The sequence below is a fragment of the Pseudomonas sp. Leaf129 genome (assembly GCF_001423465.1).
GTDB lineage: Bacteria > Pseudomonadota > Gammaproteobacteria > Pseudomonadales > Pseudomonadaceae > Aquipseudomonas > Aquipseudomonas coleopterorum.
The window spans coordinates 275,618-291,375 of the sequence record NZ_LMOC01000007.1 but is presented as its reverse complement, the minus strand read 5'-3'; the positions used below and the strand labels follow the sequence as shown (position 1 = coordinate 291,375).

14 protein-coding genes are annotated in these 15,758 nt (G+C 60.5%); 7 read left to right on the top strand and 7 right to left on the bottom strand.

Features of this window, described 5'->3' with window-relative positions:
- Nucleotides 1-3: 3 nt before the first annotated feature.
- The gene (pfkB, locus tag ASF66_RS12900) at nucleotides 4-945 is read right to left on the bottom strand and encodes a 1-phosphofructokinase (RefSeq protein WP_056844123.1); all 942 of its coding nucleotides are present in this window, start codon (nucleotides 943-945) and stop codon (nucleotides 4-6) included.
- Nucleotides 945-3,818, bottom strand: a complete 2,874-nt coding sequence (gene ptsP, locus ASF66_RS12895; RefSeq protein ID WP_056844122.1) for a phosphoenolpyruvate--protein phosphotransferase — start codon at nucleotides 3,816-3,818, stop codon at nucleotides 945-947. Before ptsP ends, pfkB begins: the two co-directional genes overlap by 1 nt.
- Before the next feature lie 335 nt (nucleotides 3,819-4,153).
- Between ptsP and cra the strand changes: the two genes are divergently transcribed.
- Nucleotides 4,154-5,149, top strand: a complete 996-nt coding sequence (gene cra / locus ASF66_RS12890; protein WP_049861171.1) for a catabolite repressor/activator — start codon at nucleotides 4,154-4,156, stop codon at nucleotides 5,147-5,149.
- A gap of 2 nt (nucleotides 5,150-5,151) precedes the next feature.
- Nucleotides 5,152-5,940, top strand: coding sequence for a TatD family hydrolase (locus ASF66_RS12885; protein WP_056844121.1), 789 nt, complete (start codon nucleotides 5,152-5,154; stop codon nucleotides 5,938-5,940).
- Nucleotides 5,941-6,093: 153 nt separating this feature from the next.
- On the opposite strand, the gene ASF66_RS22495 is transcribed toward ASF66_RS12885, so the two are convergent.
- From ASF66_RS22495 to ASF66_RS12860, 5 genes are all read right to left on the bottom strand, one after another.
- Nucleotides 6,094-7,752 carry a hypothetical protein gene (locus ASF66_RS22495; RefSeq protein ID WP_156463188.1) on the bottom strand — a complete coding sequence of 553 codons (1,659 nt, stop codon included), beginning with the start codon at nucleotides 7,750-7,752 and terminating at the stop codon, nucleotides 6,094-6,096.
- Nucleotides 7,753-8,466, bottom strand: coding sequence for a hypothetical protein (locus tag ASF66_RS12875; protein WP_056844119.1), 714 nt, complete (start codon nucleotides 8,464-8,466; stop codon nucleotides 7,753-7,755). It lies immediately after the preceding gene.
- A gap of 499 nt (nucleotides 8,467-8,965) precedes the next feature.
- Nucleotides 8,966-9,802 carry a regulatory signaling modulator protein AmpE gene (gene ampE / locus ASF66_RS12870; RefSeq protein WP_056844118.1) on the bottom strand — a complete coding sequence of 279 codons (837 nt, stop codon included), beginning with the start codon at nucleotides 9,800-9,802 and terminating at the stop codon, nucleotides 8,966-8,968.
- Nucleotides 9,799-10,362: a 1,6-anhydro-N-acetylmuramyl-L-alanine amidase AmpD gene (gene ampD / locus ASF66_RS12865; protein ID WP_056844117.1), complete on the bottom strand. Its 564-nt coding sequence runs from the start codon at nucleotides 10,360-10,362 to the stop codon at nucleotides 9,799-9,801. The genes ampE and ampD overlap by 4 nt, the downstream gene beginning before the upstream one ends.
- A gap of 91 nt (nucleotides 10,363-10,453) precedes the next feature.
- Entirely contained in the window at nucleotides 10,454-12,676 is a 2,223-nt protein-coding gene (locus ASF66_RS12860) for a DUF1631 domain-containing protein (RefSeq protein ID WP_056844290.1), read from the bottom strand.
- A gap of 282 nt (nucleotides 12,677-12,958) precedes the next feature.
- Here ASF66_RS12860 and nadC point away from each other — a divergent pair, with 282 nt between their 5' ends.
- The 5 genes from nadC (at nucleotide 12,959) to ASF66_RS12835 (ending at nucleotide 15,753) form a co-directional block, all read left to right on the top strand.
- Nucleotides 12,959-13,807, top strand: coding sequence for a carboxylating nicotinate-nucleotide diphosphorylase (gene nadC, locus ASF66_RS12855; RefSeq protein ID WP_049861167.1), 849 nt, complete (start codon nucleotides 12,959-12,961; stop codon nucleotides 13,805-13,807).
- Nucleotides 13,808-13,851: 44 nt separating this feature from the next.
- The gene (locus ASF66_RS22490) at nucleotides 13,852-14,106 is read left to right on the top strand and encodes a hypothetical protein (RefSeq protein WP_049861166.1); all 255 of its coding nucleotides are present in this window, start codon (nucleotides 13,852-13,854) and stop codon (nucleotides 14,104-14,106) included.
- 254 nt (nucleotides 14,107-14,360) lie between these two features.
- Nucleotides 14,361-14,945 carry an SMI1/KNR4 family protein gene (locus ASF66_RS12845; RefSeq protein WP_056844289.1) on the top strand — a complete coding sequence of 195 codons (585 nt, stop codon included), beginning with the start codon at nucleotides 14,361-14,363 and terminating at the stop codon, nucleotides 14,943-14,945.
- Between the two features lie 203 nt (nucleotides 14,946-15,148).
- Nucleotides 15,149-15,400: a type II toxin-antitoxin system HicA family toxin gene (locus ASF66_RS12840; protein WP_056844116.1), complete on the top strand. Its 252-nt coding sequence runs from the start codon at nucleotides 15,149-15,151 to the stop codon at nucleotides 15,398-15,400.
- Entirely contained in the window at nucleotides 15,397-15,753 is a 357-nt protein-coding gene (locus ASF66_RS12835) for a type II toxin-antitoxin system HicB family antitoxin (protein ID WP_056844115.1), read from the top strand. Before ASF66_RS12840 ends, ASF66_RS12835 begins: the two co-directional genes overlap by 4 nt.
- Nucleotides 15,754-15,758: the final 5 nt, after the last annotated feature.

Here is a 15,758-nt window from a genome sequence, read left to right as displayed (position 1 = left end):
CTCTTATTGTTCTGTCAGCGGACGTACACTGACGCCGCTTTCAAGCCGCGCCAAGTGCGCGGCATCACTGATTCCGAAGCCGATCTGCGTCACCGCCATGGCGGCGATCGCGGTGGCCGTGCGCAGGCTGTGTTCCGGCGTCCGTTCGCTGAGCAGACCGTGTACCAGCCCGGCCAGCAACGAGTCCCCGGCACCTACGGTACTGGCCACGTCGACGGTGGGCGGCAAGGCCTGCAAGGCCAGGTCGGCCGCGAACCAATTGACGCCGCGCTCGCCTTGGGAAATCACCACGTTGCCGACCCCGTCGGCCAACAGGCGCTGGGCCGCAGCGGACTGCTCGGCAGGCGTTTCCACCGAGCTGCCGAGCACCTCGGTGAGCTCATGGGTATTGGGCTTGACCAGCCATGGACGGGTCAGCAAGCCGGCGCGCAGGGCCGCGCCACTGGTGTCGAGCGCCACTTTGAGGTCCATGCGCGCAAGCGCTTCGAGCAGCGCCTGGAACCACTGCGGATTCACCCCACGCGGCAAGCTGCCGGCGACCACGACCGCATCGTGCCCCGGCGCGATGTCCTGCAGACGAGCCAGCAGCGCCGCCTGGGCCTGATCGTCGACCACCGGACCCGGACCGTTGACGTCGGTGACACGGCCACTGCGCTCGGCCAGTTTGATGTTGCTGCGCGTCTCACCCGGCACGCGAATGAACGCATCGGTAAAACCGCGCTGCGCGAACAGTGCCTCGAACGGCTGCGCATTGGCATCGCCGAGAAAACCACTCACGGTCACCTGATGGCCGAGGTCGGCCAGCACCTGGGCGACATTGAGGCCCTTGCCGGCGGCATGACGGTGCAGCGCACTGCTGCGATTGACTTCGCCCAGTTCCAGGCCGTCGATTTCCACGGTCAGGTCCAACGCCGGATTGAGCGTCAGGGTCAGGATGCGTGCCATCAAGATTTCTCCACCAGGGCACGCACCTGCGTGGCGGTGCCCAACCCGAGCGCATGCCGGGCCAATTGTTGCGCGTGGCTGAGCGTCAGCTCGCGCACCCCCGCCTTGACCTCGGCAATGCTGCGCGCCGAGACACTCAATTCATCCACACCCAGGCCGACCAGCAACGGCACGGCCAACGGGTCGGCTGCCAGCTCACCGCAGACGCCGACCCATTTGCCGTAGTCATGGGCTGCACGCACGGTGATGTCGATCAATTGCAGTACGGCCGGGTGCAGACCATCGGCCTGGGCCGACAAGGTCGGGTGGCCACGGTCGATGGCCAGGGTGTACTGGGTCAGGTCGTTGGTGCCGATGCTGAAGAAGTCGACCTCGCGGGCCAGTACCGGAGCCAGCAAGGCCGCCGACGGCACTTCGATCATGATGCCCAGTTGCAGGTCCTTGACCGGAATCTCGCGACGCACGCGCTCGGTCATGTCCTTGGCCTGGCGCCACTCCTCGACGCTGCCGACCATGGGGAACATGATCCGCAACGGACGATTGTCGGCGGCGCGCAGCAATGCGCGCAGCTGGCCTTCCATCACGTCGGGGCGCTGCAGCGTGAGGCGAATGCCGCGCACACCTAGGAACGGGTTCTCTTCCTTGTCGATCGGCCAGTACGGCAACGGCTTGTCGCCGCCCACATCGAGGGTGCGTACCACCAGTGGTCGACCTTGCAGGCCATCGAGCACACGGCGGTACTCGGCTTCCTGCACGGCCTCATCCGGGGCTTGCGAATGGGCCATGAAAATCAGCTCGGTGCGCAGCAGGCCAACGCCCTCGGCGCCCTGCTCCACCGCCTTGGCAACACCGGCGCTTTCGCCGATGTTGGCGAACACTTCCACGGCGTGCCCGTCGAGGGTCACCGCGCTTTCCATGCGTCGCTCGGCCGCGGCCTGCAGGCGCTGCTCGCGGCGATCACGGTCGGCCAGGGCACGTTCCAGCACCTCGGGCGCCGGGGCCACGGTCAACAGGCCGCGCTGACCGTCGATCAGCAACGCCGTACCGGCAGCGATCTGCAACACGCCTTCGCCTGCACCGACCACGGCCGGAATGCCCAGAGCACGCGCGACGATGGCGCTGTGCGCGGTGGCGCCACCGCGCGCGGTGAGAATCCCGGCCACACGAGCCGGGTCCAGACGGGCCACATCGGAAGGACCGACCTCGTCCATCACCAGAATGTAGGCTTCCTCGGGCTCTTCCAGCGTCGGTACGCCGCACAGTTGTGCCAGCACGCGGCGACCGATGTCGCGCAGATCGGCTGCGCGCTCGGCCAGCAGGGCATCCTGCAGCGCTTCCTGTTGCACGGCGGCAGCCTCGATCACCGTGTTCCAGGCTGCCGCAGCACTTTCACCCTGCTGCAGACGCGCGGCGACTTCATCGGTCAGCGCCGGGTCGTCGAGCATTTCCTGGTGAGTGACGAAGATCTCGCGAATGGCCTGCGCCTGAGCCCGCTGGATCAACCCTTCGATGTCCTGGCGGACCTGGCCCAGGGCGGCCTGCAGACGCTCGCGTTCGAGCGCCACGGATTCACCGCGCTGGGGATATTCGAAATCGTGCAGCACCTGGATGTGCGCCGGCCCCATGGCGATGCCGGGGGCAGCGGCGACGCCCTGGACCTGGGCCCCGGTGCGCGGTGCCTGCGGCTTGGCCTTGGGCGCCTTGGCGACCGGTGCCTGCTGCGGCGCCGCTTCGGTGACCGCTGGCAGCGGCTCCACTTCTTCGCCCAGACCTTCTTCAATGGCCTTCAGCAGCGCTGGCAGGGCGTCGTCTGCAATGGTGGGTTCAGCCACCAGTTCCAGGGTCTGGCCGCGCTGCGCACCGAGGCTGAGCAACTTGCTCAGGCTCTTGGCGGACACGGCAAGGCCGCCGGACTCGACCACCCGCAGGCGGATCTCGCCATCGAAGCTCTTCGCCAGCTGCGCCAGGATCTTCGCCGGGCGGGCATGCAGGCCGTGGGCGTTGGCCAGTACGATACGCGCACTGGGCCAGTCGGCTGGCAGCTCGCCACCGAGCGCTTCGAGCACTGCCCGCGTGCTGGTGGCGCCGCCCAATTCGTTGCCGCGGCCTTCGATCAGCAAGGCGCACAGGCGTTCGAGCAGCGCCTGGTGGGCTTCACCCAGACTCGCCAGGCAGAACAGACCGGTCAACGGCTGCCCCAGATAGCGCAGGGGCTTGTCCGGAGTGACGAACGCCAGGCCCGGACGCTTGACCGTTTGCTCGCTGTGCAGCCACCACAGGCCATCGCCCAATGGCAGCGCTTCGACCTGCTGCAGCAGCGCCGCGAAACCATTGCTTACACAATCGGCCTGGCGGAGCAGACGCGCACCGCGCCACACCAGCTCTTCGAAATCTTCGGCCATCACCCCCAGGCTGATCATCTGCGCATCCAGCGCCAATTCCTGCGGCGCCCCCTGCAGCAGTTTCAGCAGCGCTGGTGCATCGCTGGCCCGGCGCAACGCTTCACCCAGGTCGGTTTCACCCAGTGCGCGGGTCAGCAATTGCAGCAGGCGCAGGTGTTCGTCGGATTTGGCGGCAATGCCGATGGCCAGGTAAACCATCTGGCCATCGCCCCAATCCACGCCTTCGGGGAATTGCAGCAGGCGCACGCCGGTGGTGAACACCAGGTCGCGGGTATCGGGCGTACCGTGGGGAATAGCGATGCCTTGGCCAAGAAAGGTCGAGCCTTGAGCTTCACGCGCTTGCAAGCCGGCCAGGTAACCTTCGGCCACCAAACCATCGGCAACCAGTTTGTCGGCGAGCAATTGCAGGGCGGCGGGTTTATCCACGGCACTCTGGCCCATGGATATCTGCTCTATAGTGAGCTCCAGCATTGCCTCTCTCCTTTACAGCGGCGGCAGCGCGCTGAGGTATTGTTGTGAAGTTTGAGCATAGAGCACCGATGGGCGGGCTTTGTACTCTCGATACGTCCGGCCTGCATTGCCGAGGATAAGGGTGAGACCTCGACGAGAGATGTTTTACGGCAGGAAACGCGCGGGCTGAAACGTTTAATCTAGAATGCAGCGCACGTTACTCGATAATCTTCCATGATTGAAGTCCAACCTGTCGGTTACGTTGCCTGATCACGGCCCGACGCAACCTGACCAACGATGAATAAGCGCGCTCCAGATGCTCTGGCACCGGCGCGCCGACCACAAGGAATCAACGGTTGAAACTCAGCGATATTGCTCGCCTGGCTGGCGTCTCGGTCACTACGGCCAGTTACGTCATCAACGGCAAGGCTGCCCAACAACGCATCAGCAAGGCGACGGTGGCACGCGTCGAAGCCATCGTTCAGGAACAGGGCTTCACGCCCAACCCCCAGGCGGCCGGCCTGCGCAGTCGGCACACCCGCACCCTGGGTTTCATCCTGCCGGACCTGGAAAACCCCAGCTACGCGCGCATCGCCAAGCGGCTCGAACAGGGCGCTCGCGCTCACGGCTATCAACTGCTGATCGCCAGTTCCGACGACGACGCTGCCAGTGAACTGCAATTGCTGCAACTTTTTCGCGCCCGCCGCTGCGACGCGCTGTTCGTCGCCAGTTGCCTGCCGGCCAGTGACGACAGTTACCGCGAGTTGCAGGCCAAAGGCACGCCGGTGATCGCCATCGACCGGATGATGGATCCGGCGCAGTTCTGTTCGGTCATCAGCGATGACCGCAACGCCAGCCTGCAATTGACCCAGAGCCTGCTGTTGCCCAAGCCACGGCACATCGCTCTGATCGGCGCTCGGTCAGAGCTGAGCATCAGTCAGGCACGAACCGAGGGCTTCAACACCGCGCTGGCCGATTTCGACGGCACGGTGCTGGTTGAGCACAGCGAATATTTCAGTCGCGAAGGCGGCCAGCAGTCCATGCTCGCCCTGCTCGACCAGCTTGGCCACCTGCCCGATGCACTGGTGACCACCTCCTACGTCCTGCTGCAGGGTGTGTTCGATGTCCTGCAGCAGCGCCCGCTGGATTCCCAGGCGCTGCACCTGGGCACGTTCGGCGACACCCAGCTGCTGGACTTTTTACCGCTGCCGGTCAATGCGATGGCCCAGCAGCACGACATGATCGCCAGCAAGGCCTTGGAACTGGCCCTGGCCGCCGTTGAACAAAAGCACTACGAGCCCGGCGTGAATGCCCTGGCCCGGACCTTCAAACAGAGGATTCACGAGGCCTGATCGTGCGCTTGATCGACACCCACACCCACCTGGATTTCCCCGACTTCGATGCCGATCGCCCGCGCGTGCTGGACAGCGCTGCGGCGCGAGGCGTGGAACGGGTGGTGGTCCTGGGCGTGCACCAGGCCAACTGGCAACGGGTGTGGGACCTGGCCCTGGCGGATGAGCGGGTGTACGCGGCCCTGGGCCTGCACCCGGTGTTTCTCGAAGAACATCAGCCCGACCATGTGAACGCACTGCGCGACTGGCTGGAACGGTTGCACGGACACCCCAAGCTCTGCGCCATTGGCGAGTTCGGTCTGGATTACTACCTCAAGGATCTGGATCGCGACCGGCAACAGGCATTATTCGAGGCGCAGCTGAAACTGGCGGCAGATCTGGCGCTGCCGGTGCTGCTGCATGTGCGCCACAGCCATGCCGCCGTGATTGCGACGCTGAAGCGTTTCAAGCTGCCGCGTGCCGGTGTCATCCATGCGTTTGCCGGCAGTTGGGAGGAAGCGCGGGAGTACCTGAAACTGGGCTTCAAGCTGGGCCTGGGTGGCGCGCCGACCTGGCCTCAGGCGTTACGCATGCACAAGGTGCTGCCGCGCTTGCCGCTGGACGCCATCGTTCTGGAAACCGACGCGCCGGACATGGCGCCTGCGATGCATCCTGGCTTACGCAACAGCCCGGAGCATCTACCGGACATCGCCGAAGCGTTGGCGAAGATCATCGGCACCGACGCCCATACCCTGGCCGCTGCGAGCACCCAGAATGCCAATGCCCTGTTCGGCTGGCCCGATGGGCAGTGACCTCTGATGCGGCTCGCGCCGCTGCTACAACGGCCGTGAATCGCCATTGTTCCCTGTAACAGAGACGCAAGCCGCGTCGGCGAGCAAATGGACGGCATCCATAGTGACAACCCGCCTATCATAAATACGCCTAGGTTATGCCTGTCTTATTTGTCAGGAACCGACTGCAAGGCGTAGCTCCAAAGGCTCGGTTACGCCGAACGGTGCGTAGTTACCCGGTGGGGATACATCACCTGCGACGGCCATAGCGTCTGTCAGTCTGACTACTTGGGCTTCTATCCTGGCGAGAGCCTTGGTGGAAAGTTCCACTTCACGGTCCTTTGCGAGAAGAACTTGAAAACCGACTTCTAGGATCTCTTGGGCTTCGCCGCCCATGACAAAGCTTCCAGCTGAAAGCAGCTTGTTACCGCCGTCATCCACTTCCCCTAGATCCACCTTGGCCAGGCTGATCTGCGTGATATCCAAATCCGATAAAGCATGGAGCTCACTCACTTCGCCTTCGTCTCGCAAACCGTTGGCATTCTCATCGACCCAACTGAGGCCGTCCATATTGCTGTCTACCCATACCTGCAATCGCTGCCAGACGGCATCCCGCCCATCAATAACGTTATCCTCATTCAAATCGAATGATGTCAGTGCGGCAAATCCGCTACCAAAAATGCTTTGCTCGGACCCAATGTCTAGAGGCCCTGGGGCGCCTAAATGCTCTGACACCAACTCGGCAATGCTATCTATTTGATTATTTTCATTGGTATCCATCACCAGTAATCCATCTACCGGTCCTGCCCAGCTCGTCATATCATCTGAATTGCCGTCGTTATCCATGTCAAAGGCAACAGCGTTAGCGTGGAGACTGGTAAGCGACACACCATCCCCGTTCAAATCCATTACCAACGGGTCGATAGTGAGAATCGGACGTGTGTTGCTCCAGCGAACCCCACCGCCGAAGCCGTCACCGGGGTGGCCGACATTGCCAAATCCGGGCCGTGGCCTGCGACGACCTTTACGGCCATGGGGCGCGCTGATCGGTGTAGGTGTAGGCGTAGGTATAGGCATGGGTGGTAATGGCGCAGAGGGTGGAGACATGGCGGGAGACGTTGGATCGGGGTGCCATTGCGCGGGCTGCACGGTGGAACTGATAGTGGAATAGACGCCATCGAAAAAGCTATTCAGTTCTTTACTTGAAACATTGACAGCAGCATTCCCCACCGAAATTGCATTATCGAGTGTTTCGATGCGATTCAGCCATCTGGATGCATGCGCCGCTTGTGCCTCATTACCAAACATTCTTGCATGGAACATCATCGAATAGGTGCTTCTGGCAAGTAACAGCTCACTCACAGGATTACCGGCAGCATTGAGAACGGAATCCCAATACCGCTGTCTGTCATTGTCGTTACCAATAACTTCAAACACCGCATTCAGCGTCCAAGCATCTCGGGTGTAACCCAATCTTTCAAACACCTTATTATGCAGATCCCAAGCCTCACTAAAGTTTATTTCTCGCAAAACCATCCCGTGCCTTCCAACCTGAAGGTTTAGCTTATCAACATACGCGGCAGCCATATCCCGATATACTTCAACCCTATCATCCTCACTAAACCTTCGACCATTGCTCTTCACTGTCGATTCTAAAAAGCCAGTTGCGGCTGTGCCCGCTATTGAATCCTCACTATTCAGAACACCAAAAGCGAGTTGTGCATAGCGATGCCCATGGGATGCAATAAGACTATACATCAAGTCGTACTCGCCATAGTGAACAAACCTGGTGTGCATTTCCATTTGTTGTGCAGTCATTGGCGTAATCAACATTCAATTCCTTTTAAAAAGTTTGAGCATCACGTGAGTTTGGACCATGATGGCCTGCCATTCCGTAAAGTAGGGCCTTGTATAGTTAGCAACAACTATAAGCCGTCCTTGGTTGGCCAACCATGTTTGATTGCAATCAAAATCACGCCCATCTGGATAGTATTCACACACCAGCAAAACATCCGTGTATCCATTGACTTCCCTCCAGTACATATCAATCCTATCGCCTTGCATCGGTCGCATGACACCAACCAGCTTATAGAGCCCTAATACCTCATCGAACTGCCGATCTCGAGCCGTATCAATAACCTTTCCAGCGACTGCATACTCAGGCCTCAAACCCTTGTTATTTTCAGGAAGGGGCAGCTGTTGCTCCAGGGTGATTCCCATTTGCCCTGGCGGCCGATTTGCACCAACCCACATTTTTTCAGCAGGTAACAAACTCGGCCACTGCACTTTCAGTGCTACAACTGTAAAGTTGGCATCGCACCCCCTTTTGTTCTTTTTGTAACCCTGCTCCCATATACTGAACCCCTCATACTCGGGAGACAAAAACACATAAGGCGCAGGGAAATCGAACACCTCCCCGTCAAACTTTCCGCACGATGATCTTTGTTCAGGCGGACTGCCCAAGAATGAATACCGAGTAAAAGGCGAATAGAACAGAAAGAGCACTAAAAAAATAGCGAAACCCACGGCTAATGCATATTTGATCATTATCCCAGCAGGCCTCTTTGCAACACAGCCGACAAATGACCAAGCTGGCGACTTGGAACCGTTTTCTTTTCAGTTTCAACGCTGCAGTGACGGCCGTGCCTGGCCTCGCTTGCAACATCGTGCACTTGTTGCCGTGCTGATACGGCGACCTTGCAAAGACGAGCAAGCATGAGCAAACAGGCGAGTCCGGTGGCAATAGATAGCAGAGTGCCAGTGGGCATGATTCCTCCTTGAGTCGAAGACCTCAATAAAGAGAATAGGAATCATTTACCAAGCGCGATGCAGGCCGTTTACTCTATGGTTCGTAGGAAGGGTCTTTCATTACTTTTAGCCTGCCGGATGCGCGGTGACCCCGGACGCGGCTCGCGCCGCTGCTACAGGGTTTAGCAGCGTTGACAGCGGTAACCGCCGAAGCGGGGGGCGGGTTGAAGGGCTTGCCGCGATGCCTTGTAGCAGCGGCGCCAGCCGCGTCCGGGTTCGACACGATGAACCTGAAAAATCACGCCAAAACCGAAACCACCGCCAACACCGCATACCACAACACCCCAGCCCGCACGACCATTTGCCAGAGGCTGTCCAGCGTTTCCACGCCTGCCGGGCCTACCACCGGCGTCGGCACATCGCCTGCCACACGACCGACCCGGCCGATCAGCGTCGCTGCGTCGATTTCCCAGCTGAGCACTTCGTGCAACATCACTCGGCTCACCGCTACGAAGTTGCCGACCAGGGCGAAGCTGGCTGCCAGCAGGCGCACCGGCAGCCAGTCCAGGGCATGACGCAGGCGCTGCGCCCGCAGCGCCACTGCGGGATGCCGAGACTGCTCGGCCACCAAGGCCACCAGCCGATAGATCAGCGCCGCCACAGGGCCCAGCGCGGCGTACCAGAAGATCACCGCGAAAAAGCTTTGATAGGCTTCCCAGAGCAGATGGCCCTGCACCCTCTGCAGCAGGCTGTCGCCATCTTCGGCAGTGACCCCCATGTCACGTTCAGCCACGTGTACCGCCGCCTGGGTATCTTCACGGCGCCAGGCGTCGCGAAACGGCCCCAGCCCTACAGTAACGTCACCACGGCCCAGGCTGTAGATCAGCACCAGCAGATGCACCGGCAACGCCAGCAAGCCATACGCGACCGGCTGCAAGACATACAGCAGTAACGCCAGCAGCAGCGCCGGCAGTGCCACGCTGATACCCAGCACCAGCCATGGCTCGCGCGCCAGGCCCGACCGCGCCTCTAGCCGGTGCAGTTCACCGAGGAAGAACCCATCACGTTGCACGCGCTGGCGCAGACCGGAAAACTTTTCCGCCAGCAAGACCAACAGCAGCACTAGAAAGATCATCGAGCATCCTCTTCATTGAGCAAGGCGGCACGGTAACGTACCCAATCGAAACAGGGGCCGGGGTCGGTCTTGCGACCCGGGGCGATATCGCTGTGACCGCGTATCCGCTCCACGCTCAACGCTGGGAAGCGCTCCAGCAACAGCCGGGTCAGGGTGACGAGCGCCTCATACTGGGCATCGGCGAAGGGCTGATCATCGGTGCCTTCCAGTTCGATGCCTACCGAAAAATCATTACAGTTTTCGCGGCCGTCGAACGATGACACCCCAGCGTGCCAGGCGCGGTCCAGGCAAGAGACGAACTGCGTCACCCCACCGTCGCGCTCGATCAGAAAGTGCGCGGACACCCGCAGATGGGAAATCCCTTCGAAATAGGGATGCTCAGTGACATCGAGACGGTTCTGGAAGAAGGCCTGCACCTTGCCCGTGGCAAATTGCGCGGGCGGTAGGCTGATGTTGTGGATGACCAACAGCGAGACTTCGCCGTCAGGGCGCTCGTTGAAGTTGGGCGAGGAACAATGCCGAGCGCCTTCGCACCATCCCGTGAAACCGTTCAACCGCATCTGGAGTCCTGCTGGCCAATCAAGGAGCCCCAGTATGAACTCTCAGACCTGAGAAGTCAGACCCAGGAAGACGGCCTGCACCCAGGGCCGGTCAATTCGCCTTGAGCTTGCGCAGGTTGGTGACCACTGAATCCAGTGCCCGGTCGAACAACAGCGTGTCATCGAGCACTCGCACGGTACCGCGGCGAAACTCGACCGCCAGCCCCATGCGAGTCTTTTCCAGCACCTTCATACCAGTACGGTTGACGAACACATACTTACCCGAGGTCTCGATGATCGCGGTCAGCTTGCAGCGCAGCTTGAACTCTTCGTTTTCCTGCAGTTCCACCCACGTGCCGACGCGCAGCTTGTCGACCTGCAGCAGGCCTGGGTCATCCTCCGGAAGACGCAGCTGGGCTTCACCATCGGCGGTTTCACCGACCGGTGCCAGGACGATCTCCTCGACCACCTGCACCAGCGACTCGTCGCCATTCGAAGTCCCCTCGACATCCGCCAGTTCGCGCTGGAATGCCTGGACATGCAGCACTTCCAGCTGGCTGAAGAATTCACTGGTGGCGAACGGGTCGAACGCGGTGCTGGTGAGGCCGTCGCGCAGGGACTTGAGCAGACCCGGCACCAATTCCAGCAGGCGCATGCGCATATCCGGATCATCGTGAGGCTCGACGCTCCAGATCAAATCGTCGACAGTCGCCAATGCCGCCTGCCACTCATCCGAGTTGGCCCCATGCTTCAGGCACACCAGCAGCAGCACGCGGCTCCACGCATCCTGCAGCAGATTGACCACCACCAGCGGCAGCGTGCGGCCCAGCAAGCGGCTGTTGAGTTCCTTCTCCACCAGATGACGTGCAAGGTCCGCGCGAGCGCGGCCTTCTTCGGCATCGCGGGTGCGCTGTTCGAGCAGCTCGCTGCGGCGGCGCTCGTCATTGCTGAAGGCAAGGAAATCGACCAGCAGTTCGGAGAACAGCGAGGTGTCATCGACGAAATCGTTTAGCAGCCTCTGGACGATCTGCTCGATCCGCAAATACAAGGCATCGCGCTGGTAATCGTCACGGCTGCCCCACCCCATCGCCGCCGAGGCGATTTCGTTGAGCAGGCGCCGGGCCGGGTGGGCGCCACGGCTGAAGAAACTCTTGTCCAGCACTGCGACCTTGAGCATGGGAATCTGCAGACGCGCGATCAAGGCCTTGAGCGAGTCAGGCAGATTGCGATCGTCGAGAATGAATTCGAAGAGCATGGCAACGAGGTTGATGACGTCCTCGTCCACCACCCCAACCACGCGAAACTTGCCGCTCTTGACGCTGACGCGGGTCAGCAATTGCTCCAGTTGTTGGCGCAGGTCGTAATCGTTCTGCGGCGTCTGCTGGGGAACGTGATGCTGCAGATGAGACAGCAGGCGCATCAGGTCGCTGGTCGAGATCGGCATGGCCTCGCTGGGCGGCTCCATCTTCGGCGCCATGCTGCCACGCAGATCGTGCAGCAGATCCTGCAGGGCCCCGAACACTTCCTGCACGCTTTCATCGCGCTGGGCAGGCTTGCTCGGTGCTTCGGTGCGCGTTTCCGGTTCGACGGCCGCGGGGCGCGCACGGTCGCTGGAGCGATCGGCGGCGCGACGGGCCGGCGCGGCCTTGAGCTCGGGCAAGATTCCGGCGGCGATAAGCAACTGATTGGCCTCGGCGTAGAGCTGATCGGTATCGGTCAGGACGTATTTTTCGAACAGCTTGAGGATGATCAGCTTGACCTTGATCTCCACGCCCAGGCTGCGCCCGGCTTGAAGAAAATAGTCGCAGAGCATGACCGGGCCAAGGGGATTGGTGGAATCATCCAGGCGGCGCGTGAGCAGCACGTTCAAACGGGTGGTCAACTGGCCAAGGGCAAAACTGTCACGGCTCAGCACCTTGCTGACCATGGCGTCTAGCGCCACGGTGCGCTCAAGCTCGTCGTTGGGTACCAAGGCCAACTTGTCGTAGTTCAGCGGCGCAGATGCATTGGTTTCGGCCGTGTCGTACTGACCCACGCGCACGAAGCTTTCGTAGAATTTCTCGAGGAACCCGCGCTCGATGCTCTTGCGCTTGAGGCGCAAGTCGCGCATGGCTTCGAAAAAGGTGTTCTGATCGACGTTGTTCAACGCCCGGTCGGCCATTTCGAAAAGGGTGTCGTCGGCGTTGTCGAACAACACCTGAAGGGCCTGCTTGAGTTGCAGCGCGGCCTTGTCGCGCACCTGCAACAGGACGACAGGCAGGCGCACACTGGCAGGCTGGCTCGCTGGATCGACGGCCGCCTTGTTCAGTGAAACCACTTTCCCATCGTTCGCCATCAAGAACCCCCCCACCCACGAAAAAGAGCGTCGACATCCCTGCCAACCACGTGACGTCATCGCCCACCTGACCTCACAGACAGTGATCTCTGACTACCAAGGTGACAAGCAGTTCAGCGAGCACGGAGCTAAGTAGAAGATTGACCGTAAATAACCTGAAAAGCTCATCTAAGCCGACCAAATGCATCTCTTTTTGCAGCACATTACGGCGCCATGCGCAGGGCTTCGCTCTGAGCCGCGCAGTATCCTATAATCCGCCCCACTTTGCCGATGGAGCGCGTCATGCCCAATCTTCGTCTTGCCGATCTGACCGCTGAAATCGAAGCCAACGTGCGCCGTGCGTTGTTCGAAGACGTGGGCAGCGGCGATATCACCGCGCAACTGATCCCGGCCGAGCGCCTGGCCAAGGCCACCATCATTACCCGCGACACCTGCACCATCGCCGGCACCGCTTGGGTCGACGCCGTGTTTCGTCAGCTCGACCCCCGCGTGGCGGTGCATTGGCAGGTAGTGGACGGGCAACAGGCACAAGCCAACCAGCCGTTGTTTCACCTCGAAGGTCCGGCGCGTTCACTGCTGACCGGAGAGCGCAGTGCGCTGAATTTTCTGCAGTTGCTGTCAGCCGTCGCCACCCGTGCGCAGTCGTTCGCCGAGCGGGTTGCCCACACCCAGGTCAAGCTGCTGGACACGCGCAAAACCCTGCCGGGCCTGCGCCTGGCGCAAAAGTATGCGGTGACCTGCGGCGGTTGCCACAACCACCGCATCGGCCTGTACGATGCATTCCTGATCAAGGAAAACCACATCGCCGCGTGCGGCGGCGTGGCCCAGGCAATCACGGCCGCGCAACGCATCGCACCGGGCAAGCCCGTGGAAATCGAGGTCGAAAGCCTGGACGAGTTGCGTGAGGCACTGGCCGCGGGCGCCGACATCGTCATGCTCGACGAGCTGAGCCTTGCAGACATGCGCGAAGCGGTGAGCATCAATGCCGGCCAGGCCAAGCTCGAAGCCAGCGGCGGCATCAATGATTCGACCTTGGTCAGCATTGCCGAAACGGGTGTGGACTACATCTCGATCGGCACCCTGACCAAGGATGTAAAAGCGGTAGACCTGTCCATGCGCCTGAGCCTGTGACAGCCCACATAGATATCGACCAGCAAAGGTATGGAGTTTTCGCAGTGACCAGCACATCCACCCAAGGCGCCCACCAGGTCTACATCGTTCGCATCGACGGCACCCGTTTCGGCCCCTTCGAATCTTCCCTGGAGCCCAACAAGGCCCTGATCTATGAGGTGACCCTCAATGCTGGCGCCGGCGACCGCATCGAACTGCACGACGCCGCCGGAGACGTGCAGACCCACGTCATTTCCAACACCCACTTCCAGCCCCAGATGAGCGACGTCCCCGCGCACTACACCGTCCGCTGGCGCTGACACCCCCGCTGGCCCCTGTGCAAGCAGCTCCTATGAAAGCAGGCCCTGTGAAAGCAGGCCCTGTAGGAGCAGGCCCTGTGGAAGCAGGCCCTGTGGGAGCGGGCCCTGTGGGAGCGGGCTCTGCCCGCGAAGAGGCCAGTCGCCTCCCCACACATCCCAACCCCCCCACAAATCCCCCAAACAGTAAATTCCCTTGACTCCCCCCCACGAATCGCCCAATGGTGCTCAAACAAAACCCGCGTAAGGAAGCAGCCTTGAGCATCGTCGAACAGTTTCACTCAGGCCTCAAAGCCGCCCTGCCCGCCGCCAGCCTTGACGAACTCGCGTTCGCCACCGGCGCCTCTTCCACCCAACTGGATGCGCTCAAAGAAGTCTACCCCGACTGCCCGGACAGCCTCCTGCACCTGCTGGCCAAGGTGAACGGCACGCACTGGCAGAAGTACGAAAAAGGCGAAGTGTCAGTGCTCATCCTGGGCTCCGACATCGCCGAGTACCCGTACTACCTGCGCTCGGTCGAACAGATCCTCGAAGACCGCACTGCCAACGACAAAAGCATTGCCGACATCTACGACGACCTGTTCCTGGAGAATCCGGACATGGTCGACAAGCGCATCGATGCCGATGTCATCCTGGGCGAACGGCTATGCTTCTCGCACTGCATGAACAACGGCGGTACTTCCACGCTGTTCATCGACTTCAACCCCACGAGCAAAGGTACCAAAGGCCAAGTAATCCGCTTCGTCCACGACCCGGACGAATACGTGGTCATCGCCGACAGCTTCGACGCCTACCTGAAGATGCTGATCGACGACAAGTTCGCGTTCATTCTCGAGGATTGATGCGGCAGCAGACGAGCCCACCTGCCTGGTGAGCTCGTCTATTGGCAAGACGGTCTGACCTATGCTTCCCTCGGGCACTCCTGCACATCCTTCGTATCATTTCCCCTCGCCCACATCCTCATTCCTGATCTAAACCTAGCCAAGCAGCAAATATTGACGTGCAATTGATGAGCAACTAAATTTAGTTGCACTTAGGGAAAGGTATGTCCAGGCAGGGAAAGCTCATTGCCAAACTGATCTCGCAGGATGGCGATTTCACATGGAATGAACTGGTGAAAGTACTACAGGGGTTTGGCTACGAGCCAATTCAAGGCAGTGGTAGCCGTGTCAAATTCTATAATGGCGATCCGAAGGCCCTGATCAGTCTACATCGCCCTCATCCGGGTAACGAAATCAAACCCTACATACGGCGGCAGATCATTGCCCAATTGAAAAGCGGAGGCTTGATCCCATGAACCCATTGCTTCAATACCGCGGCTATTTCGGGTCGATCGAGGCAAGTGCTGAAGACGACTGTCTATATGGCAAAGCGCAGTTCGTGCGGGCGCTGATCAGTTATGAAGGACAAACAGTCTCACAATTGATCGCAGCGTTTCACACAGCCGTGGACGACTATCTGGAAACCTGCTTCAACCTGAAGGTGGCGCCGGAAGTCTCCTGCAAAGGATCGTTCAATGTGCGAATAGGCCACGAGTTGCACTTGGCAGCCAGTATTGCTGCAAACCGGCAAAGCATTACGCTCAACGACCTGACCAAGCAGGCCCTTGCAAGCTACCTTCACCAGGAATCAGCGATCCGCGCAGGTTGAAGCAA